Below are 23,911 nucleotides of genomic sequence, written 5' to 3' on the forward strand. Positions count from 1 at the left end.
GTAAAATTTAAAGTGTTGTAAAATTGTATTAAAGAGAGTATATTTTGGGCTCTCTATACAAAATATTGTACAATGAAAATTGAATAAGGAGGTGCTCCTGTAATGACCACTGTTATTATTGCAGTAGTAGCAGCTCTTGTCGCTTTTGTTGCAGCATGGTTCATATCCACAGGTTATCAGAAAAAAGTAACTGAGGGTAAGATCGGAAGTGCAGAGGAAAGGGCAAGAAAGATTATTGACGAAGCACTCAAAACTGCCGAAGAAACGAAGCGTGAGAAACTTCTTGAAGTAAAGGAAGAGGCACTGAAAACACGTAATGATCTCGAGAAAGAAGTAAAGGACCGTCGTAATGAGGTTCAGCGTACCGAGAGAAGGATTCAGCAGAAAGAGGAAAACGTCGAAAAAAGATCTGAAGCGATTGAAAGAAAAGAGCAAAGCTTAAATGCCCGTGAAGAGGCACTGAGCAAGAAGAGTGAAGAGGTTGCAAAGCTAAACGAACAGAGGATACAGGAACTTGAAAAAATCTCTGGCTTAACCTCCGAGCAGGCAAAAGAGTATCTTTTAAAGATTGTCGAAGATGATGTAAAACACGAATCAGCTGTCATGATCAAAAACATGGAAGCTGAGGCAAAGGAAGAAGCAGATAAGAGGGCTAAGGAGATAGTTGTTAACGCGATTCAGCGTTGTTCAGCTGACCATGTTTCTGAAACTACAATTTCTGTAGTTCAGCTTCCTAACGATGAGATGAAGGGTAGGATCATCGGTAGAGAAGGTAGAAATATTAGAACTCTTGAAACAATGACTGGTGTTGATCTTATTATTGATGATACACCGGAAGCTGTAGTAATTTCTGGTTTTGACCCTATACGTCGAGAGGTCGCTCGTATAGCACTTGAGAAACTTATTGTTGACGGAAGAATTCACCCGGCAAGAATCGAAGAAATGGTTGAGAAGGCACAGAAAGAAGTTGCTGCCAAGATCAAAGAAGAAGGTGAAAATGCTGCTATTGAGGCAGGAGTTCACGGACTTCATCCTGAAGTTATCAAGATTCTTGGTCGTATGAAGTTCAGAACAAGCTACGGTCAGAATTGCCTTAAACATTCTGTTGAAGTAGCGCAGCTCTGCGGACTTTTAGCTTCTGAGCTTGGACTTGATGTTCGAGTTGCTAAGAGGGCAGGTCTTTTACATGATATTGGTAAGGCTGTTGACCATGAACTTGAAGGTTCACATATTCAGCTTGGCGTAGATATCTGTAAAAAGTATAAGGAATCTCAGATCGTTATCAATGCGGTTGAGGCACATCATGGTGATGTTGAGCCACAGTCACTTATAGCAGTCCTTGTTCAGGCAGCTGATACAATTTCATCAGCTAGACCGGGCGCTAGAAGAGAGACTTTAGAAACTTACACATCCAGATTAAAAGAACTCGAGGATATTACCAATAGCTTTAAGGGTGTTGATCACTCATTTGCTATTCAGGCTGGTAGAGAAGTCAGAGTAATGGTAGTTCCTGAGCAGGTTTCAGATGCCGATATGGTACTTATGGCTCGTGATATTGCCAAGAAGATCGAGGATGAAATGGAATATCCTGGTCAGATCAAGGTTAATATCATTAGAGAGAGTAGAGCAACTGAATACGCTAAATAATTCAAAGAAGTCGTCCAATAGGACGGCTTCTTTTTTTGCGTGAAAAGCAGAGCCATGTGCAACAGACATTTTTTCTCAATATGCGTTCCTAAAATATCTTGATAGGTGCGTAAGCATATGCTAACATAACAGTGTTAGCGGTAGCTAACATTCATCTAATATGTTTCCATTTACAAATAAAATAATACTGGAGGAATAAGTATGAGTAAGGTTAAAGTAGTTTATTGGTCAGGAAGTGGCAACACTGAGGCTATGGCTAATGCAGTAGCTGATGGAATCAGACAGGGCGGAGCAGAAGCTGAAGTTGTGACATTTGATTCTATCAGCCCATCTGATCTTTCATCCGATACTTCTATTGCATTTGGATGCCCTGCAATGGGAGCTGAAGTTTTAGAGGAATCTGTTGTTGAGCCATTTATTGAAACTTTTGAAAATCAGTGCGCAGGGAAGAAGCTTGGCCTTTTTGGTTCATATGGCTGGGGAGATGGCCAGTGGATGCGCGACTGGGTCGACAGAATGAAAGCTGCAGGAGCAACTGTAGTCGGCAATGAGGGAGTTATTGCTAATAGTGCACCGGATGATGAAGCTGTTGATGCATGCAAGAATTTGGGACTTGCTCTTGTTTAAAAAATTGAAGGGGAAGAGTTAAGCTAAAAAATCGGGGATGAGTACGGAACTGGCAAATAAGATCGATAGAAATAATGTAAGACATATGATGGTACTGAGTTGTGCACCTCTTTTAGCAGGGCTAAAGATAGCATCTCTATTTGTTACCAGAGCGATTAATTATGAGGAAGTATTAAGCGTACTTAAGGGGACAGAAGTTGAATTATTGACGCTATCAAACAACAATGGGATGCTTACTCTTTTGCTCTACAATAGAAGTGGACTATCACAATATCTGAATAAAAATATGATTGCTTCTTTTTTAAGAAAGCTGGATTATGAGAACACTGATGTGGATTCTGTGTTAAAAGAGTTTTCTTTCAGGTATAGTCTTTATCTTATGGATCGAATGGACTTTCCACATGAAATGGGAATCATACTTGGATATCCGCTTGAAGATGTTAATGGCTTTATGTGCAACGGAGGCAAAAACTATCTTTATAGTGGATACTGGAAGGTGTATTGCCGCCCTCAGGCTGCTAAAAAACTTTTCAGAGAGTATGATAGAGCCACAGAACGTATGATAAAAGAATTAGTTGAATAAAAAGAGGATATAGTACTTGATAAAATTGATTGTGTGCAATATAATATCATTATGTTTTATGATTAAAAGAAAAATCTGTACATTGTATATTAAAAAAATGTGGAGAGGGGCTTTGAGATGCACGAATCAGGTGAAGACTATATCGAGACAATATACCTTTTAAAAAAGAAGAAGGGAATGGTACGTTCTATCGATGTTGCCAATGAGCTTGGCTTTTCAAGACCTAGCGTTTCAAGAGCGGTAGGAATCTTAAAGGACAATGGACTGATTGTCGTTGAGAATGATGGCGAGCTTATTCTTACAGAGGAAGGATTAAAAACTGCAAAAAAGGTTTACGAAAAGCATACCAACCTTACAAAGTTTTTGATGCTTACTGCAGGAGTTAACGAGGAAATTGCTGAGAACGATGCTTGCAGGATCGAACACATTATTAGTCCTGAAACTTTTAAGGGAATTAAGAAATTCGTTAAAGAGAATGCAAAATAATCATAAGAATTTATGAGTCATAGAAGGTTTTCTTTCTACTTTTTATGATTAAAACTGAATATTGATTATAGGACTATTTAGGCGCAATTGCAGTATTACTGTGATTGCGCCTTTGTTTTTTATTTTTATAAATGTCTAAAGTGTGTTCAATTTATGAAATTTTAATTTATTTTTACAAAAAAACGACTGATTATGATGATTTTTATGATTGATATTTTTTTATGATAAAAAAGGATTTTTTTATGAGATTTTATGAGAGGGAGGTAGTGTAATGTACAAAAAGCTACGGAGATTTATTACACTTGTTCTGGCGCTTGCGCTTATTACTACTAATTTTGGCAGTGATTTTGCAAGTGCAAGGGCATATGCTGTTGCTGATGAGGATGAATTGGAAGTAACGGTTGATTCATCTGAAATTGGTGACATTTTCGAGGATATTTCTGATGTTGAGACGTCAGAAGAGTCTGAGGAAGATGAGGAGGAGATAGTTGACGCTGAGGGAGAAACAGAAGTTGACAATTCTACAGCAGAGGCAGCTACAGAGGAAGCTACTCTTGCTGAGGAAAAAAGTGAGGGTTTAGAGAATATTATAGAAGAGTCTGTTAAGGAAAGCTCAGCTGAGGGAGAAGCAGTTGCAGCTATTTTTAACAGCACAGAAGAAAGTAATGCGGCTACTCTTGCATCATCAGATGCGGCAGCATTTTCAAGTTCCGAGGATGCAGCTACGCTGGCTAGCTCTGATGCGGCTGCGTTAGCATCATCAGATGCAGCAGCACTTGCAAGTTCTGAGGAAGAAAAACCAATAGAGTTTAGTCCGGATCCTGTAATTTTAAACGGAGTTAAGATTACTCTTTACGCTGTTCCAGGAGTTCTTCCTAATGATGCAGAGCTTCAGGTTTCAGAAATTGAAAGTGATTTTGAAGATAAGATTACAGAAGCTATTGATGAAGATACAGGTGCAGACGTTGAGGTAGTAAAGACAATCTCTTACGATATCAAGATCTATTCAGAGAGCGAGGGGGATTTCGTTCAGCCTGAAGATGGAACTGTTAGAGTGACTTTTGAAGAAATTGACGAGGCTTCCGATGAGGAAATAGCACTTGCTGTTTACCATGTTGAAGAGTCAGGTGATGAAGTTGAAAATGTTGATGAGGTAAAAAAGGGAGAGGAAAATTCAACTGATACTGAAATCGGTTTTGATGCCGAGCACTTTTCAATTTATACAATTGCTTTTCTGAAACAAAGTGGCGATAAAGCAGCTAAATTCCAGTTGGATCCTGTTGATGAAAATGGAAAGGCAATAAATATTTCAAATTATGGAGAGACCATAAAAGAGATTGATTCAGATGAGTCAGGATCACCAGAAAAATATGCGCTTAAACTTCCGGGGTATGAGTATGTAAGAGCATATTATGAAAAGAATATTGATGGAACTAGAGTGGAAGCTAATGTGACACTTATAGAAGTTGATACTTCTAATAAGAAACTCATAATCAAAACTGAGTATAATGGCAATAATTATAGCGACAGCTTTGATTGGGTAGATAAGGAAAAGATAAATAAGCCGGCTGTTAGTGATATACCGGTGCTCAAGTTCGTGTATAAAAATAATGTAAAATTTAAGGATTCGGAACTGATATATTTCTTTTTACTGATTCCTGACAAGTCTGTACCTCTTACATCAGAGGGTGATGTACAGTGGAAGTATTTCCCTTCCTATGGCAGTAACGGATACGAAGGTGGTTTACCGCACTATGGTCAGAGTGATATTGATGATAAGTGGGTAGGAAGAGCTCTTTCTCTTGCGCTTGTTGACGATGCGGACAAGGACGATGTAATATCCGATCATCATGGCATAAAAACTGGAAATGTTTATGATCTGTCAGGGGCAAAAGTAGAAAAGTATATCACAGAGAAACCAACAGACAAGATTAATGCTTATCTTGCATCAGAGTTTCCTGGCTTTGGCTTTGATAACGCAGATTTCACAGAAAATGATGTAGTCTGGTATGTATACAAGAATCAGCTTGATGCATTCCATATCGATGGATTTTTAAATTCTGCTGTGAGATATAATACTAATTTTGGAACTCCGGTTACATCAACTGAAACAGTAAAATTTTTGACTGATTATCATATCAAGGATTATGGCGATGTATTTAGCGTATCAAGAGATGGTTATACTTTTGTAGGGTGGAGTCCTGACCCTGATGATTTTGCAGATAACGGATATTTAGATAATATTTCATATGCTTTTGCGTGGAATGGTAAGTCACATACACAGACTGTTGATGTAAACCAGGATATTTTGGTAGGACCTAAGCTCACTCTTTATGCTCAGTGGAAGAAGGATGGAGTTCTTGATGCAAACATCGAAGTATGGGCCAAGGATGATGAATGGTTCTACGATGGAACAGATCATACAAACAACGAAATCCTTAAACAGACAAGTGATGATCCTAATTACGAAGTAACGGCCATTGAAACAAATGGAAAAGTTAAGAATGTAAGCGACACAAGCAATCTTAACAACAAAATTACTAAGGTAACTATCAAGGATAAGACTACTGGCAAAGAGTATACATTTACTGTTAATGGTAATAGTGAAGTAGTAACTATTAATGGCGAAAAGACAAAGGTTACTGTTCATAACAGTACACTTACTATTAAACCAAGAACTGTTACACTTACTTCAGAAAATCTTTCGAAAGAATTTGATGGCAAGTATCTTACTGCTGATGAGCGTTATAAAGCCGGTGTGACGACCGCAAGGAATATTACTCCAAATGCTTATGATGCAAAAAATGGAACAGGCTTTGTTCCCGGCGAAGGTATCGATAATGACAAAATTGAGTTTACAGGAAAGCTCATCGATATTAAGTTAGAAGAAAATGCCAATACTTTTAAGTTCGATAAAGCCCTAAAGAGTAACACTCTTACAGAAAACTATGCGATTACGCCTTATTATGGCTCTCTTGAAATTACAGTTGGCAAAAAGATACAGATTAAAATCAAACTTAAGGCCAACGCCGAAGGAGACGGACGTAATACCTACAGAATCTATAATGGTGGAGTTCAGCAGGGTGACATGACTGTGCACATTGAAATTGAAGGAGAACACGATGGAGATATAGATTCTTTCCTTCAGACGATTATTGAGGCTCTTAAGAATGGAGCTGCAAGCGTTTTGAATGCCGGTACACTTGTGGTACATGCCGAAGGTAATCCGGGCGATCCGATAGCTGTGGAACCTGAAACGAAAACTGTTGCAGGTATGGATATTACTGTCAGCGGACTTATGGTTCGCGGCGGAGCAGGTACCGATGTTGGTCATTATCCAATTTTCCTTGATTACTCCGGAATGCATCTTGAAACAGTTATCGATGGCAAGACTATCGATCTTACAAAGCTGGTTGAGATCACTCCTGATCATGAAACAGCTGCTAAAGAGATGATAGAGTATAATGTCAACCCTGCAATTAAGACAGGTGAAGAGATAATTGGTTGGCTTCATGTAACTCAGAGGGAAGTTGTTATGCTTTCTGATACAGCAAGCAAGCAGTACGACGGAACACCTCTTACAGCTAAGCATGTATCAGAGACAGAATATGTTGTAGATAAGAATTCTAACAAGGGATTTGTTCCGGGAGAAGGAGCTGACTATGATATAACCGGATCACTTGTAGGTTCTGCGACAGAGACACAGTCAGTAAGAAATGACTACACATACACATTAAAGAGTAATACGAAGGCATCAAATTATATTATTACTCAGGAATACGGTACACTTACAGTTACACCACTTGGCGGTGGAGATAATCCACCTTCAGATCCAGACCCAGATCCGGATCCACCAACAACCACAACTGTAGTACCTCCTAGCCCGGTTGCAGCAGTGCTCGGAGCAAGGAGAGCGGAGGCTACTTCAGGCGCAGCAGTACTTGGCGCAAGAAGGGCGGCTACAGAGGATGCAACAAATGAAGGCATGAGAGTGCTGGTTGTTGTAATAGCTGCGGGAATTGCAATTTCACTTCTTTTCTTTGGAAAAAAGAAAGAGAATGATGAAGTGTGATCCATTATAAAATCTCATAAAATCCGAAAGAAGCTGGTGCGTTTAGCATCAGCTTCTTTTGATGCTGATTTGTGATTAATGAAAAAAACTGTTAGTATAGCCATAGAGTTTTTGTGGAGGTTCTTATTGTGATTCCTGTAGATTTTAAAGAACGAATGAAATCATATCTTGGAGAAAAAGAGTTTGAGGACTTTTTTAGCTCTTTTGACAATGATGAGAGATATCACTCCTTAAGGGTAAATACGCTTAAATGCGATAAAGAAGATTTAAAGTCTAAACTTTCATACATAAAAACAGAAGTTTCCTGGGAAGAAAAGGGTTTCTACTATGATGATGCTCAGCCCGGTAAGCACCCATATCATGAGGCTGGTCTTTATTATATTCAAGAGCCCAGTGCCATGGCGCCTGTGCATTTTCTTGAACCAAAGCCCGGAGAAAAGATACTCGATCTTTGCGCTGCGCCAGGCGGGAAAACTACACAGATTGCTTCTTACATGAATGGAGAAGGCATTCTTGTGACCAATGAGATAAATAGGGACAGAGCAAAGATACTATCTCTTAATGTGGAGAGGCTTGGGATAAAGAATGCCCTTGTGCTCAATGAAGATTCCGCGCATCTTTCTGAGGTTTTTGAAGGATACTTTGAGAAGATACTTGTGGATGCGCCCTGTTCAGGTGAAGGAATGTTCAGGAAAAATGATAATGCCGGCGATGAATGGAGTCTTGATAATGTCAGAACCTGTGCAGTAAGGCAAAAAGAGATACTGGCAAATGCAGCAAAAATGCTCCTTCCGGGAGGAAGACTTGTGTATTCTACATGTACTTTTTCTGCTGATGAGAATGAAGAAACTATATTTGAATTTCTTTTTGCCAACCCTGATTTTCATACAGTAAAAGTGGAAAAAACAGGTGGAATAGAAAACGGAAGAATAGAGTTTATTTCTGATGAACTTTATGAAAAGTATTCATTGATTGATGCTGTGAGAGCAGAGAAGTGCAGAGAAGAAGTTTTGAATTCTCTTAGATTATGGCCTCATAAATTAAAGGGCGAGGGGCATTTTTTATGTGTGCTTGAAAGAGACGGTGAACTTACCAGAGAAAATGCGAATTCCTATGTGCCGGGAGGCAGAAATATAGCTGCAAGGCCTGAATGCACTAAAGTTTTTGAAGCTTTTGTAAAAGACAATCTTTCTTTTGATAAAAAGACCTTTGAAATTAAAAGGGGGAAAATCTTTTGCAACCTAGAAGGTGGAAGGAGTCTTAACGGGCTCATGTACATGTTCGGCGATCAGATCTATCTTTGCCCGGAGGATATGCCTTCAGTAAATGGTCTTAAGGTTATGAGAGGAGGACTTCATCTTGGAACAATTAAAAAGGATAGATTTGAGCCTTCTCATGCTTTGGCACTGTTTTTGACAGCTGACGATGTATGTCTTTGTAAGGACTACCCTTCTGATGGATCTGAGATAAAGAGTTACCTGAATGGTCAGACCATGAAGATTACAGATGATACACCAGATTCTACATATAGTCAGGTGAAAAAAGACAGCAAGGGATGGGCACTTATAACAACTGACGGCTATAGCATTGGCTGGGCTAAAGCTGCAGGTGGTATGCTTAAAAACCATTATCCAAAGGGATTAAGAATAAATTACTAAATAGATTAAGACTAACTTTTGTTGGAGAACTGATGAGAAAATTACTTGTATATTTAAAAGACTATAGAAAAGAAACTGTATTGGGACCTTTATTTAAACTTCTTGAGGCCTCATTTGAGCTTTTGGTTCCGCTTGTTATTGCGGCAATGATAGATAAGGGCATCGCAAGTGGAGATAAGAGCTATGTCATAAAGATGTGCCTTTTACTGATATTACTGTGCTTTGTAGGCTGTATCAGTGCTGTTACAGCGCAGTTTTTTGCAGCAAAAGCTGCAGCCGGTTTTGCTAAAAAGGCAAAGAAAGCTCTTTTTGATAATATTCAGAAATTGTCATATTCGGATATGGACAAGCTTGGAACGTCAGCCATGATAACCAGGATGACCAGCGATATGAACCAGGTCCAGCAGGGTGTCAACATGACAATAAGGCTCCTTTTAAGGTCACCTTTTGTCGTATTTGGCGCTATGGCTATGGCATTCACAATCGACTTCAGGCAGGCACTTGTTTTTGTAGTTACAATCGCGCTTTTGGCCTTTGTAGTTGTTTTCATAACAGGCTGGAGCATCCCCAGGTATGAAAAGATACAAAAAGGACTGGATACCCTCCTTAGACTTACAAGAGAAAACCATACGGGCGTAAGAGTCATAAGAGCTTTTGGCCTTGAAGCGAGGGAAAAAGAGAACTTTGAACAGAATAATGACAGGCTCATGGGACTACAGAAGTTTGTTGGCTCAGTGACAGCTCTTATGAATCCTGTGACTTATGCAATCCTTAACCTTTCTGTTGTATTTTTGATCTATAAGGGAGCTTTTTTGGTTGATTCTGGTGAGCTTACTCAGGGAGAGATGGTTGCATTGTACAACTACATGTTCCAGATTCTTGTAGAGCTCATTAAGCTAGCCAATCTGATCCTTACAATGACTAAAGCCATCGCATCAGGAAACAGAGTTCAGGAACTTATGGAATACAGAACATCTATGGAAGATGGCAGTGTCACAGAGTTTTCAGATGTGGAAGAACATGTTGTCTTTGACAATGTATCCATGAGCTATCACGGGGATGCAGAAGACAGCATTGAGAATATAAGCTTCGTTGCAAAAAGAGGCGAGAGAATCGGCATAATTGGCGGAACTGGAAGCGGTAAGTCCACGCTTATAAATCTTATTCCAAGATTTTATGATGTCAGAGAAGGCGCTGTTCTTATAGACGGATTGAATGTTAAAGAGTATAATCTTGAGGCTCTTAGAGAAAGAATTGGTATAGTTCCGCAGAAGGCAGTTCTTTTCCATGGAACTATCAGAGATAACATGAAGTGGGGCAAAAAAGATGCCACAGACGATGAGATCCGAGAGGCACTTAAAATAGCCCAGGCTGAAGAAGTTGTGAAGGGAAAAGAAAACGGACTGGACTTTGTTGTGGCCCAGGGAGGAAAGAACTTCTCCGGTGGACAGAAGCAGCGACTTACAATTGCAAGAGCACTTGTGAGAAAGCCAGAGATCCTTATCCTTGATGACAGTGCGTCAGCCCTTGATTATCTTACAGATAAAAATCTGCGGGCAGCAATTGCAGGAATGGACAATCCGCCTACGACCTTTATTGTTTCTCAGAGAACATCTGCAGTAAGGGACTGCGATAAGATACTGGTACTTGATAACGGAAGTCTTGCAGGAATCGGTACACACGAGAAACTCCTTGAAAGCTGTGATCTTTACAAAGAAATCTATGATTCTCAGTACAAAAAGGAGGGGGCAGTATGAAAAAGGGAACACTAAAAAAGGTACTCAGATATGCAGCAAAATATAAGTTTTTGATATATTTATCAATGTTGCTGGCGGTGATAACAGCTCTTTTGTCCTTATATGTACCAATCCTTGCTGGAAGAGCAATTGATCATATTATTGGAAAAGGAAATGTTGATTTTACTATTGTTGGTGGCATATTGCTTAAGATGATCGTGACTATAGCTATTATTTCCGTTTGTCAGTGGATCATGAACAAGGCCAATAACAAGATAACCTTTCAGGTTGTAAGGGATGTGAGAAAAGAGGCTTTTGAAAGACTTCAGATACTCCCTTTTGACTATCTTGATTCCAAGCAGACAGGAGATATCGTAAGCAGGATCATTTCTGATGTTGATCTGTTCTCAGATGGACTTTTAATGGGATTTACCCAGCTTTTTACAGGCATTGTAACTATTGTCGGAACTTTAATGTTCATGTTTTATCTGAATTTTAAGATCGCACTGGTAGTAGTTGTTTTGACTCCTCTTTCTTTATTTGTAGCAAGATTCATTGCTACAAGGAGCTTTAATCTCTTTAAGCTCCAGTCTGAGGCAAGGTCTGATCAGACATCCTTTGTGGATGAAATGGTTGGAAATCTTTCAGTGGTTAAGGCCTTTGCCCATGAAGATGAGAATATGGAGTACTTTGATGGCATAAATGAAAGACTTGAGGAGACATCCATAAAGGCTACTTTCATTTCATCTCTGACTAACCCAGGAACAAGATTTATCAATAATCTTGTTTATGCGGCAGTTGCTTTGTTTGGAGCACTTACTTGTATTTCAGGGGGCATGACTGTTGGTGGACTTACTATTTTCCTTAGCTATGCCAATCAGTACACTAAACCCTTTAATGAAATCTCAGGTGTAGTTACAGAACTTCAGAACGCTCTTGCCTGTGCAGAGAGAGTTTTTGCACTTATAGAAGAAAAAACCGAGATTCCTGACAGCGCTGATGCTCCGGATACTTTTGAGCCTTCAGGCGATGTTAAGTTTGACGATGTTTTCTTTTCATATGACAAGAATAAAAACCTTATCGAAGACTTAAACCTTGATATCAAGAAGGGCCAGAGAGTAGCGATTGTTGGACCAACAGGTGCCGGAAAGAGTACACTTATAAATCTCCTTATGAGATTTTATGATGTTGATAGAGGCGTCATTTCAATTGATGGAATTAACTTAAAAGACCTAAAGAGAAGACAGGTAAGGGACAATTTTGGAATGGTTCTTCAGGAGACCTGGCTGCGTAGTGGAACCATAAAGGATAACATTACCCTTGGAAGAGTAGGCTTTACTGATGAAGAGATTATTGAAGCAGCAAAGGCTTCCCATGCGCACAGCTTTATAAAAAGACTTCCTGAAGGCTATGACACCGTTATTTCAGAAAATGGAGGGAATCTCTCTCAGGGACAGAAACAGCTACTTTGCATTACGAGAGTTATGCTCAGCATTCCGCCTATGCTGATTCTTGATGAGGCGACTTCATCAATCGATACAAGTACTGAAATACGAATTCAGAAGGCATTTAACAGGATGATGAGTGGCAGGACCAGCTTTATTGTTGCTCACAGACTTTCAACCATAAGAGAAGCAGATGTGATACTTGTCATGAAAAATGGACGTATCATTGAGCAGGGAAGCCATAATGAGCTTTTGGAGAAAAAAGGTTTTTATCATGAACTTTATAACAGTCAGTTTGCATAGACGCATATTGATGGTTTATTATGGATAAAGAGTTAGTGGTTTTTATTTAGGAGAAATTATATGACAAATCAAAAGAGACCTGTATTTGTAACCGGACACAAGAATCCTGATACGGATTCAATCTGTGCAGCAATTACTTATGCAAATCTTAAAAGAGAAATAACAGGAGATGATTACATCGCCTGCAGAGCAGGACACCTGAATGAGGAGACTCAGTTTGTTTTATCTCATTTTGGAGTTGAGGTTCCTGCCTATGTAAAGGATGTAAGAACCCAGGTAAGAGACATGGAGATCCGCATGCTTGACGGGATCAAGGATGACCTGTCACTTAAGAATGCCTGGTCAAAAATGCGAGATGCAAGTGTAGTTACTCTGTGTGTTACAGAAGGCGATGAGCTTACAGGTATCGTAACAACTAATGACATCGTTGAAACATACATGGATGTTATTGATCCAAAGATTCTTTCTATGGCTCAGACATCTTATAAAAACATTGTCGAGACTCTCGATGGAGAGCTTATTATTGGTGAAATCGAGGATACACTTACCAAAGGAAAGGTGGTTATAGCAGCTGCCAATCCTGATATGATGGAAAATGTCATCGAGGAGGGCGACGTTGTTATTCTTGGTAACAGATATGACATGCAGCTATGCGCAATTGAGATGAATGCAGGATGCATCATTGTCTGCGAAGGTGCAAGCGTAGCCAAGACTATCCAGACTCAGGCAAAGGACCATGGAACCAAGATAATCTGTACTCCGCATGATACATTCGTTGTAGCAAGACTTATCAATCAGAGTATGCCTGTTTCTTATGTTATGAAAAAAGATAATCTGATCACTTTCCACATGGATGACTATATTGAAGACATTCAGGAAGTTATGGCATCTACAAGACACAGATATTTCCCTGTTCTTGATAAGGATGACCACTATATCGGAATGATCAGTCGAAGGAATTTCCTTGGTGCGAAAAAGAAGCAGCTTATTCTTGTTGACCACAATGAGAAGAATCAGGCTGTTAACGGCGCTGATTCTGCAGAGATTCTGGAGATCATAGATCACCACAGACTTCGTACTATTGAGACAGCTGGACCTGTGTTCTTTAGAAACCAGCCCCTTGGTTCTACATGTACTATTATTTATCTTATGTACAAAGAATATGGAGTTGAGATAAATAAGACTATTGCTGGACTTCTACTTGCAGCTATTTTATCAGATACACTTATGTTCAGATCTCCTACATGTACAAATATTGATAAAAAGGCAGGAGAGGAGCTTTCTAAGATAGCAGGTGTTGACTATGAGGAGTTTGCAAAAGAGATGTTCCATGCAGGCTCAAATCTTAGCGGCAAGACTGCTACAGAGATCCTTCACCAGGATTTCAAGAAGTTTACTGTAGATGATCTCACAATTGGAATTGGACAGATCAATTCCATGAGTGCTGAGGAACTTGTAGATATCAAGGAAAAGATCCAGCCTGAGCTTTCAAAGGTTGCAGATGATGACGGACTTGATATGCTGTTCTTTATGCTTACAGATATTATCAGTGAGTCTTCTGAGGTTGTATTTGCAGGAGCAAAGGCACAGCATACACTTAATGCGGCTTTTGGAGTGAACATCGACGGAGACAGTGCAAAGCTTCCTGGCGTGGTATCCCGCAAAAAGCAGCTGCTTCCTAATATCGTTGAAGCTATACAAAGCTGAGATAGGAAATCTTTGATTTCCGTGATCGAAGCTTGTTCTGGCGAACGATAGTGAGAGCAGAACTTCCTTGTTATTTGAGATAGGTGAAAAACATGGACGAATTAAGAGCAAAACTGTTACATGAAATAATAGGAATCTATGGGCCGGGGCAGGGAATGAGCATTGCTTCGGTTATTGTTCCTGCGTTCATAGGAGATTTTCAGAAGGTAGTATGTGATAGTAGTTCTTTTGATGAAGTGTCAGAAGAATATATGACTGAGGATAAGAAAATTCATCTTGTTTTGTACGGACGGAAACGCATGCGCTGTAAGGGAGATGAATTTGATATCACTAGATGCATTTTTAACGACAAGGTCATAGTTAGTGACTGATGCTTTGTTAGCAAAAATATAAAGATATATATTGAGAAGTATAAAAAAATAATACATAAGGTTTAGTCATGGAAGATAATAGCAATTTAGTTTGGAGATTAAAGAAGGAAGAGCATGTTGTTCAGGATGAATGGATAGATTTCAGAAGAAATGACTATGAGCTTCCAAATGGAGAAGTAATAGGCCCTGTCTATAATTATTCCAAACATAGTTTTTCACTTATTGTTGCTACTGATGAAAATGGTAATTTTATCTGCGTTCGTCAGTACAGGCACGGAATAGATGAGGTGACAAGCGAGTTTCCTGCCGGTGCAATTGAATACAAGGAAAAGAGCGATGTTCCTTATATTACCAGTAAGAATATAGTTGCTTCAGAGGAAGATGCCTTTGAGGCTGCAAAGAGAGAACTTAAGGAAGAGACAGGCTATGTTTCTGATAACTGGAAACATCTTCTTACAATGCCTGCCAATGCCACATTATCAAACAGCAATGTCCATATTTATGCAGCAACAAATTGCAGGAAGGTTACCGGGCAGCACCTTGATGATACTGAGTTTTTAAATGTTCTGACTTTATCAGAAAAGGAGCTTAAGCAAAGAATATTTGAGGGTGATTTCAAACAGTCGCTTCATGTGCTTGCATACTATCTTTTTAAAGATATGATGTAAGCTGATTACTTCTTGAAAAAACAAATATTCTCACTTACGCATATACAAAGAGATAGTAATAAAAAAGAAGACAAAACACTCATAAATAAAGTGTTTTGTCTTCTTTTTTAGTGCCGGCAGTGGGACTTGAACCCACACGTGGTTACCCACAACAGATTTTGAGTCTGCATCGTCTGCCATTCCGACATGCCGGCTGATATAGGGCTGAATCATCTAACTGACACAGCTTTATTAGTTTAGCATAGGTATCATGGATATTCAAGTGATTTTTTGAGTGTAAACGCGTGCTTTGTGCATACATTTAAAGGGATATATGCTATAATAGTAAAGTACTATCGATAAAATGATAATAAAAGCGCTTCAACTCATGATTGAAATGAGGTATGCATGATATATCTGGTTTGTTTCTGTATAGCACTTGTGATGCTGCTGTTTATAGTAGCTTATGAGAAAGCGATAGATGTCAATCTTATCTTACTTATTGCTGTAGTAGCAGTAGGTAATGGTGGTTATTATGCGCTTTACTCTTCGCAGAATCTTGAGGAAGCAATCCTTTCTAATACTATGTCTTACGTTATTGGTATTTTTGCGCCAACAGTTCTTTTTCTTATTATTTGTAATATCTGTCACGTATTTGTTCCCAAGATTGTAAGCTCGATTTTGTATGCAGTTCAAATTGTTATCTTTCTTACTGTAAGTACAGTAGGAAAATCTGATATCTTCTATAAAACTGTAGAATATAGTACAGATGGCGGTGGTGCCTATCTTATTAAGACTTATGGCCCGATGCACTCAGTTTTCTTGGTTTTTTTGCTTCTTTATACTACGGCCGGTATCGTAGTCTGCATGTATTCTCTTAGTAGGAAGACTGTAGTCAGCAGAACTAATGTCAACATCATTCTTTTTATGGATATGCTTGTTGTAGGAGTATATCTTGTTGAGAAATTCATACATCTTGAATTTGAGCTTATCCCTATTTTCCTGACTTTTTCCATAGCTGTAATCATGGTGCCACTTATCAGAATATCAGTGTATTCCGTTTACAATAACAAGGATATTTTTGAGGATGAGATAAATAGTACAGGATACATTATTTTTAGCAGAAAGCTAAAGTATATGGGATGTAATGACTATGCGAAAGTTCTTTTCCCTGAGCTTGATAAATGGGAGCTTGAAAAAAAGATTCCGGGTAATGGAGGGCGGTTTAATACATTCCTTCGAAAACCGCTTATGGATTATGTAAAAGAGAATACCACAAAAAAGACCCCGGTAAAGACTTATGGGTATAAGGGGCAGATTTACAGATATGAAATAGCAAAGCTTATGAGCAGCAAGAAATGGTCAATAGGGTATCTTATCAAGGTGCGAAATGTGACCGAAGTCATCAGGGAAAACGCAAAAGTACCATCGGAGCAGACTGATGAAGAGAAATCTCAGATATAAGTCCAGTGAAATATTGGAAAACCTTATCAGCATAGGGCTATTGTTTGTGCTAGCACTGACAATAGTTACCATGGGTATTGCTTTTTTTGACCGCAGGGATGCTGATGAAGCCTATATGGGGTCCTTTGATACGGACAGCTTTAATCAGGGATGGACAATTTCTGGAGATGATTCAGGTGAAAAGATTGAACTTCCCTGGGTAGTACCTTCTGAATATGGTGATAAGATAACAATCGTCAATACGCTGCCAAGGCTCCTTAATAATGGAATGAGCCTTATGGTCAGATCTAATATGGAAGATGTTTACGTGTATGTGGATGGAAAACTTAGAAGTGAGTATTCTACCGAATCCATGGAATACATGTCTTACTACATCCCAAGTGCGTATCTTGTTACTACTTTGTATTCTTCCGATTCCGGAAAAGAAATACGAGTAGTAGTTAAATTCAAAACAAACAGAATAGTAAATGACATGAGTATAAGCTATGGTAATAATGTCTGGTTCAAGGTTATTAAAAATGGACTTTGGGTTAATATCAGTGCCATAATAGTTTGTGCTCTTGGAGCAGTTTTGTTTGTGACGTCACTGTTTTTTGGAAATTCATTTAGAGTTGGAGCAACCAAAAATCTGGGACTGCTCATGATGAATATCACGCTGTGGGTTCTTAGCGAGTCTACATTAAGACAGTTCATTTTCCATAGACCCTCATTATCAAGGTATTTTTCCTATTTCCTTGTGGAACTTATAGGAGCTCTGTCATGTATGTATTTTGATGAGGTGCAGCACAGAGTTTATCATAAGAGATATCTTGTGCTTGAAGGCCTTGTCCTTGGACAGATCATTATAAACATTCTTTTGACCATGGGAGGGATTTTTGATCTGTATCAGACCATGGCCATTTCCCAGGTATTAAACGCAGTCTGTGCAATTGTCTCTATCGTAAACATCTTTACTGATATCAGAACAAAAAGAGTCAGAGAATATCATATAACGACTGTAGGTATGATATTTTTCATATTCTCGGCAATTATTGAATTTGCAGGCTATCATTTTGGAATGTTCAGTTTATTTGGCGCTCGTATATGTACGGGGCTTTTGCTTTTGATGGCGGCAACTGTCATCCAGACACTTTATGATGAGATAAAGCTTTACAGAAATACTGAAAAGAACCGCGTTTCCATGACTATAAATACCATACAGACCATCGCAAGTGCTATAGATGCCAGAGATGAGTACACAGGAGGGCATTCTGAGCGTGTGGGATTATATGCCGAGAGACTTGCAAGAGAAATGGCTGCAGACTATGACTTTAGCGAGGAAGATATATTAACAATTCATTATGTGGGGCTTGTTCACGATATCGGAAAAATAGGGGTTGCAGATAATGTCCTCAATAAACCCGGAAAACTAAATGATGAAGAATATAGTCTGATGAAAAAACATACAGAAATAGGGTATGAGATCATGAATACTCTTGGAGAGGGCATGAAAGTTCTTTTGGACGGAATAAGATATCATCATGAGAGATTTGATGGAAAAGGTTATCCGGATGGCCTTTCTGACACTGATATCCCGTTGGTTGCACGAATACTTGCTATAGCAGACAGCTATGATGCGATGACTTCTGATCGTGTGTACAGAAACAGGCTGACAGACGAAGAAGTAAGAGAGCAGTTTGTTAATGGGGCCGGTACGCAGTTTGATCCGTTACTTGTAGATATATTTGTTGGTCTTTTAGATGATAAAGAAATAAGTGCTGTTACTCTAAATGATGTTAAGGATAATGGGATATCAGGTAAAAAGAATTCTGGGCTTCTTGAGACAAAGCTTCAAAGTGATCTTTTACTTGGAAAAGAAAATATTCTCAACCCTTCTCATGTCAGAATGCTATGTTATGTTATGAAACTTATGGAAAAGAAGGGAAAACAGTATCAGTTACTTTTTGTAAAACCTTTGGGATATGAAGATCAGTATAGACAGGTTGTAAAAGAAATAACTGATGCACATGACGTCAATATTCAGTATACAGAAGGTCAATATATAGTTGCTTTTTATGATAAAGAAGAATCACAGATTGAAGAATATGAAAATGCGATCAATAAAGCCTGCCCGACAGCAGAAATAAAACGACTTTCGTGAAAATGTGATACACTATATATAGTATTATTATAAACGTTTCAAAGGGGCACTTATGAAGCTGATATCTGTTAACAAACTTGAACCCGGAATGGTGGTTTCGGAAAATATCTATACCATAGATGACAGGCTTGTTCTTCCCAAGGGAACAGTGCTGGACAGTAAGGGTATCGAGAGGATAAAGTCACATTCTCTTTATAATATTTTTATAGAGGATGAGGTTAAACCTGTTCCTAAATCTGTTCCAATAAAGCCCAAGGCAGAGCTTTCCTATTCAGAGAAGCTAAAGAATTCCGAAGGGTTCATTAGATTCAAACAGCATCTTGAAGAGAACGCTGAAAAGCTTGAAGAGTCTTTTCGTATGATCGCTAATGATACTATGCCTCTTGATGTTGATAAGCTTACAGAACCTGTTTATCATCTCTTTGTTGAAGCTGGTGGAACAGCAGGCGTTTTTGATATGCTCCATAACCTTAGGGATAATTCCGATGCAGTATATATGCATAGCCTTAATGTATCTTTGATATGCAATACCCTTGCTACATGGATGAGACTTCCCAAGGAAAAGATACATCTTGCTACAGCAGGTGGTCTATTGCATGATATTGGGAAAGTGCTTCTCCCACCTGAACTTCTTACTAAAACTACTCCTCTTACACCCTTTGAACAGAAGACCATGAATGAACATGTGGTAAAGGGGTATGAGCTTGTTAAAGACAAGGATATTGATATTCATATCAAAAACTGTGTTTTGATGCACCATGAACTCAGGGATGGTTCAGGTTTTCCATTTCATCTGAAAAATGAACAGATAGATGAGATAGCATCAATCGTAACTGTTGCTAACGTCTATGATGAAATGACTTCTCAAAAATTGTACAGATCACAGATTTGTCCTTTTGAGGTAATTGAGCAGTTTGAGGAAGAGGGAATTGATAAATATGATCCCAATGCCATCATGACCTTCCTTAGTAATATTGTTAATACTTTTATTGCCAATAGAGTAATGTTAAATAATGGTAAGACCGGAGATATTATCTTTGTAAATCCCAATCATTTGGCAAGGCCTGTTGTGAAGTGCGGTGATACTTACGTCGATCTTGCTACAAACAGGCAACTGTCTATTGTGGCTGTGATCTAGATTTTTCCTTACGCTGGGGTAAATTTGCACAAATAGCGAATACTAAAATTGTAAAAAGCGTTTCTTGAAGAAATGGGCTTTTTTGTATACTATTAAGATATGGAAACTAAAATACGCATTAATGGTTTCCATAATGGTAAATAAATGTTATTAGTATATAAGAAGCCTCTTTTTAGTGGCAGAAAAGGGAAGATTATGACTGAAAAATCTAAAGTTATTTTTGGTAATGTGATCAGTGATAAAGATTACAGATCATCGGTTAAGTCCAAGAAAAGCTATATAAAGAAATACGGTGATGATTCAAATGTAAACTACGGCTTTGATGTTGTAGACAATGATGTTATCGGCCCGCTTCTTGGGGTTAAAAATGTTGAAGTTTCATCTAAGGCTCCTGTTTCGGAGATGGACAGGGAGAACGGAATCATTGTTGGAAATATAAGAATGGGATTTGGCCATTACAGAATCTCAATGGCAATGGCATCATACGCCCATCATCTCGGATATACCCCATATTGGATGGATCTTAATTCATATAAAGAGACAACCTGTACCAAGGTTATAGGTGCTCAGAATGACCTTTATTCTCTTGGATCAAGACTCAGCAAGAACCCAATTTTCAATAAGCTTGTCTGGGAACCTATGAACTATGAGGGATTCAGAGCTCTTTCATATAACGCCAAGGATCAGAAGAATGCAGAGCTCATGGCACCTGTATATAAAAATGTGCCTAAGGATATTCCTGTTATTGCAACTCATGCATGGCCTGCACAGGCAGCAGTTCATGCAGGAATGAAATATGTAGTTAATGCCATTCCTGATAACTGGCCAATGGCTCTTCATTTATCTGAAGGCTCAGTTCATACAATACAATGCAAGAATGCTTATATGGGCTATCGTGTACTCAATGGAATGAATAAAAAGAGTGTGTCAAAGCCTATGCCAAAGGACGCTCTTGTTTATACAGGACATTATATCGACTATGAGCTTGTATCCAATATTGAAAAAGACTGTGATATGAGAATTGCCAGAAAGAAAAATGGCGATCCTATGAGATTTCTTTTGACTATCGGCGGAGCAGGAGCACAGAAAGAGATATTTGCAGAGATCATAAAGCACCTGATCCCAAGTATAAAAGATGGAAAGGCTGTTCTCTACGTTAATGTCGGAGATTACAGAAACGTTTGGGATGAGCTTGTAGCCGAGATAGATGGCATGAAGGCTCTTGCTACAGAGCATATGAATGATTGGAAGGATACACTTGAGTTTGCAGAGAAAACCCTTGATCCTTCAAATCTTATTACAGGAATACACGGCTTTTATCACAAGAACATTTTTGAGGCAGTATACGCAACAAATCTTCTCATGAGAAGCTGCGATGTACTTGTTACAAAGCCAAGTGAACTGGCCTTTTATCCTGTTCCAAAGCTCTTTATAAAGAGAGTCGGTAAGCATGAGATGTGGGGAGCAATCCATTCAGCAGAGATTGGTGATGGTACACTTGAGTGCAGAGATATACCACATATCCTTCAGATGGTTGACCAGTTCCTTGAAACTGATCTTTTGAATGAGATGTGTGAGAGCATAGTTCTTAACAAAAAAATGGGTATCTATGACGGAGCAAAAAAAGTTGTTGAGCTTGCTGTAAAGCTTAAGGAGGGTAAAAAATAATGGAAAAAGCAAAACTGTCAGGGGCTGCGAAGGCGTCCTATGGACTGGGTGCTGTGGGAAAAGACATGGTATACATGCTTTCAGCATCTTATGTACTTTATTATTTTCAGGATATTTTAGGGGTAAGCGCTGCTGCAATGGGCGTTATTCTTATGGTGGCACGAGTATTTGATGCGTTTAACGATCCTATCATGGGAGCGATAGTTGCCAAGACCAAGACCCGTTGGGGCAAGTTCAGACCTTGGCTTCTTATAGGAACGATCACAAATGCAATCGTTCTTTATCTTATGTTCTCAGCTCCGCCAACTCTTTCAGGAAGCGGACTTGTGGCTTATGCTGCTGTAACTTACATAGTTTGGGGTGTTACCTATACAATGATGGATATCCCATATTGGTCAATGATCCCTGCCTTTACTGAGGGCGGAAAAGAGAGAGAGGGCCTCACAACACTTGCTCGTTCATGTGCAGGAGTTGGTTCTGCTGTTATCACTATCATCACAGTAATGTCAGTATCTGCTCTTGGTAGAACCTTTGGACCTGCAGGAATCTCAGACAGAGAAGTTGAAAGAATCGGTTTTTCTTACTTTTCAATTGCTGTAGCAGTTCTCTTTGTATTATTTACAGTTATCTGCTGCATCAATGTAAAAGAAAAAGCTACAACAGATATGAAGTCAGCTTCAATAGGAGAGATGTTCAAGGCTCTTATCCAGAATGACCAGGCTATGGCAGTAACTGTAGCAATCGTAATTGTAAACTGCTCAATTTATATTACATCAAACCTTGTTATCTATTTCTTTAAATATGATTTTGGCGGAACAGGCTGGAGAGGTGATTATACTCTGTTTTCTACTTTTGGCGGCGGAATACAGATCCTTGCAATGATGCTTTTATATCCATTCCTTAGAAAGTTCTTTTCATCAATTCAGATTTATTATGTCAGCCTTGGAATGGCTATTGCAGGATACATTTCACTTCTTGTTTTGGCATCAACATCTATGAGCAATGTGTTCCTGTTATTTGTACCGGGATTCTTTATCTTTGCTGCAAATGGTATGCTTGCTGTTATAACAACAGTATTTCTTGCCAACACTGTTGACTATGGTGATCTTAAGAATAAGCGCCGCGATGAATCTGTTATTTTTTCAATGCAGACATTTGTAGTTAAGCTTGCTTCCGGAATTTCAGCGCTTATTGCATCTTTAGCACTTCAGATCCTTGCACTTTCACAGGATGTTGAGGAAACTGCTGAGAAAATTGATTACTCACTTGGAGTAGAAGCTGCTCAGAAGATGGGACTTAGAATGACAATGACTCTTATTCCTATCGCAGGTCTTATCTTTGCAATCTTCTGGTTTAAGAAAAAATACATTTTAACAGACGAAAAATTACAGGAAATATCTGTGGAACTTGTAAAAAGGGAAACTGAAAAAATGAAGTAATTCATAATTATACGAAAAGAAGGGTTATGTGTGGAAAATTGCCGCACATAACCCTTTTTTTCTAATTATAAAATAATTATAAAATCACAAAAAAATGCCGAATTATGATAGATATTATGATTAAAAACACGCTATAATTTGTAACAGTATTGTAATAAGTATTACAGGATTGATAGAAATGAATATTGATTCATTTCTTTAGGGCGGATCAATCAATACTTCAAGGGTGGAAAAACAGTACTATTCGGGATTTTTTAACGGCTTTTTATTTTCTTATTAATGGGAGGGGACTTGTATGAGTCAAAGTACGGCTAAAGTTGCGTTCGTAGCGTCTTCAGGTGGTCACCTGGAGGAAATTTCCAGATTAAAAGAAATAGAAAAAAAATACGATTGTTTTCTTGTTACAGAAAAAAGTGATTTTGAGGTCAAGGATTTTTGTAACAGACATTATTATGTCCCACAGATGAATAGAAAGCAGGCACAGTTTCCTATTAAGTTTATTTATCTGTTCCTTAGGACAATACAGATATTACTTAAAGAGAAGCCTGAATTCATCATTACAACAGGAGCTCTTATAGCGTATCCCTTCTGTGTGGTAGGTAAGCTCTTAGGAATAAAGGTTATTTATGTAGAATCTTTTGCCAGGGTTAACCATCCGTCAATGACAGGAAAGCTTGTATATAACCTGTCGGATCTTTTCATGGTTCAGTGGGAAGATATGCTTGAGAATTATCCAAAATCAATGCTTGGTGGTGAAATATTTTAAATTTGCATCGTGGG

Annotated in this window: 17 protein-coding genes and 1 tRNA gene; 17 read left to right on the forward strand and 1 reads right to left on the reverse strand. The window is 38.7% G+C overall.

Annotation, left to right across the window (positions count from 1 at the left end):
• Positions 1–102 precede the first annotated feature (102 nt).
• The 11 genes from rny (at position 103) to C4S54_RS11445 (ending at position 15,303) form a co-directional block, all read left to right on the forward strand.
• On the forward strand, positions 103–1,647 hold the full coding sequence (gene rny / locus C4S54_RS11395) for a ribonuclease Y (RefSeq protein ID WP_022776027.1): 1,545 nt from the start codon (positions 103–105) through the stop codon (positions 1,645–1,647).
• Between the two features lie 201 nt (positions 1,648–1,848).
• Positions 1,849–2,274, forward strand: a complete 426-nt coding sequence (locus C4S54_RS11400) for a flavodoxin (RefSeq protein ID WP_103869647.1) — start codon at positions 1,849–1,851, stop codon at positions 2,272–2,274.
• Positions 2,275–2,311: 37 nt separating this feature from the next.
• Positions 2,312–2,857, forward strand: coding sequence for a DUF3793 family protein (locus C4S54_RS11405; protein WP_103869648.1), 546 nt, complete (start codon positions 2,312–2,314; stop codon positions 2,855–2,857).
• A 117-nt stretch (positions 2,858–2,974) separates the two neighbouring features.
• On the forward strand, positions 2,975–3,343 hold the full coding sequence (locus C4S54_RS11410; protein WP_103869649.1) for a metal-dependent transcriptional regulator: 369 nt from the start codon (positions 2,975–2,977) through the stop codon (positions 3,341–3,343).
• Positions 3,344–3,614: 271 nt separating this feature from the next.
• A complete protein-coding gene (locus tag C4S54_RS11415; RefSeq protein WP_103869650.1) occupies positions 3,615–7,415 on the forward strand; it encodes a hypothetical protein in 3,801 nt (1,266 codons plus the stop codon).
• A gap of 128 nt (positions 7,416–7,543) precedes the next feature.
• Positions 7,544–9,073, forward strand: a complete 1,530-nt coding sequence (locus tag C4S54_RS11420) for an RsmF rRNA methyltransferase first C-terminal domain-containing protein (protein WP_103869651.1) — start codon at positions 7,544–7,546, stop codon at positions 9,071–9,073.
• A 32-nt stretch (positions 9,074–9,105) separates the two neighbouring features.
• On the forward strand, positions 9,106–10,830 hold the full coding sequence (locus tag C4S54_RS11425) for an ABC transporter ATP-binding protein (RefSeq protein WP_103869652.1): 1,725 nt from the start codon (positions 9,106–9,108) through the stop codon (positions 10,828–10,830).
• Positions 10,827–12,557: an ABC transporter ATP-binding protein gene (locus tag C4S54_RS11430; protein WP_103869653.1), complete on the forward strand. Its 1,731-nt coding sequence runs from the start codon at positions 10,827–10,829 to the stop codon at positions 12,555–12,557. Before C4S54_RS11425 ends, C4S54_RS11430 begins: the two co-directional genes overlap by 4 nt.
• 60 nt (positions 12,558–12,617) lie before the next feature.
• Positions 12,618–14,264 carry a putative manganese-dependent inorganic diphosphatase gene (locus C4S54_RS11435; protein ID WP_103869654.1) on the forward strand — a complete coding sequence of 549 codons (1,647 nt, stop codon included), beginning with the start codon at positions 12,618–12,620 and terminating at the stop codon, positions 14,262–14,264.
• Between the two features lie 92 nt (positions 14,265–14,356).
• Positions 14,357–14,635 carry a hypothetical protein gene (locus C4S54_RS11440; RefSeq protein WP_103869655.1) on the forward strand — a complete coding sequence of 93 codons (279 nt, stop codon included), beginning with the start codon at positions 14,357–14,359 and terminating at the stop codon, positions 14,633–14,635.
• 68 nt (positions 14,636–14,703) lie between these two features.
• On the forward strand, positions 14,704–15,303 hold the full coding sequence (locus C4S54_RS11445) for an NUDIX hydrolase (RefSeq protein ID WP_103869656.1): 600 nt from the start codon (positions 14,704–14,706) through the stop codon (positions 15,301–15,303).
• A 111-nt stretch (positions 15,304–15,414) separates the two neighbouring features.
• Here the strand turns inward: C4S54_RS11445 and C4S54_RS11450 are convergent.
• A tRNA-Leu gene (locus tag C4S54_RS11450) sits at positions 15,415–15,497 on the reverse strand.
• A gap of 193 nt (positions 15,498–15,690) precedes the next feature.
• Between C4S54_RS11450 and C4S54_RS11455 the strand changes: the two genes are divergently transcribed.
• From C4S54_RS11455 to pssD, 6 genes are all read left to right on the forward strand, one after another.
• Positions 15,691–16,746: a histidine kinase N-terminal 7TM domain-containing protein gene (locus C4S54_RS11455; RefSeq protein WP_103869657.1), complete on the forward strand. Its 1,056-nt coding sequence runs from the start codon at positions 15,691–15,693 to the stop codon at positions 16,744–16,746.
• Positions 16,724–18,886, forward strand: a complete 2,163-nt coding sequence (locus C4S54_RS11460) for an HD-GYP domain-containing protein (protein WP_103869658.1) — start codon at positions 16,724–16,726, stop codon at positions 18,884–18,886. Before C4S54_RS11455 ends, C4S54_RS11460 begins: the two co-directional genes overlap by 23 nt.
• Before the next feature lie 52 nt (positions 18,887–18,938).
• Positions 18,939–20,024 carry an HD-GYP domain-containing protein gene (locus tag C4S54_RS11465; protein WP_103869659.1) on the forward strand — a complete coding sequence of 362 codons (1,086 nt, stop codon included), beginning with the start codon at positions 18,939–18,941 and terminating at the stop codon, positions 20,022–20,024.
• A 195-nt stretch (positions 20,025–20,219) separates the two neighbouring features.
• Positions 20,220–21,692 (forward strand): DUF6937 domain-containing protein, encoded by a 1,473-nt coding sequence (locus C4S54_RS11470; protein ID WP_103869660.1) that lies wholly within the window; start codon positions 20,220–20,222, stop codon positions 21,690–21,692.
• Complete coding sequence (locus C4S54_RS11475; RefSeq protein WP_103869661.1) at positions 21,692–23,131, forward strand: glycoside-pentoside-hexuronide (GPH):cation symporter; 1,440 nt, start codon at positions 21,692–21,694, stop codon at positions 23,129–23,131. Before C4S54_RS11470 ends, C4S54_RS11475 begins: the two co-directional genes overlap by 1 nt.
• Positions 23,132–23,426: 295 nt before the next feature.
• Positions 23,427–23,897: a PssD/Cps14F family polysaccharide biosynthesis glycosyltransferase gene (gene pssD, locus C4S54_RS11480; RefSeq protein WP_103869662.1), complete on the forward strand. Its 471-nt coding sequence runs from the start codon at positions 23,427–23,429 to the stop codon at positions 23,895–23,897.
• Positions 23,898–23,911 lie beyond the last annotated feature (14 nt).

Origin of the sequence: Butyrivibrio sp. Su6, from assembly GCF_900108105.1 — a bacterium.
GTDB lineage: Bacteria > Bacillota > Clostridia > Lachnospirales > Lachnospiraceae > Butyrivibrio.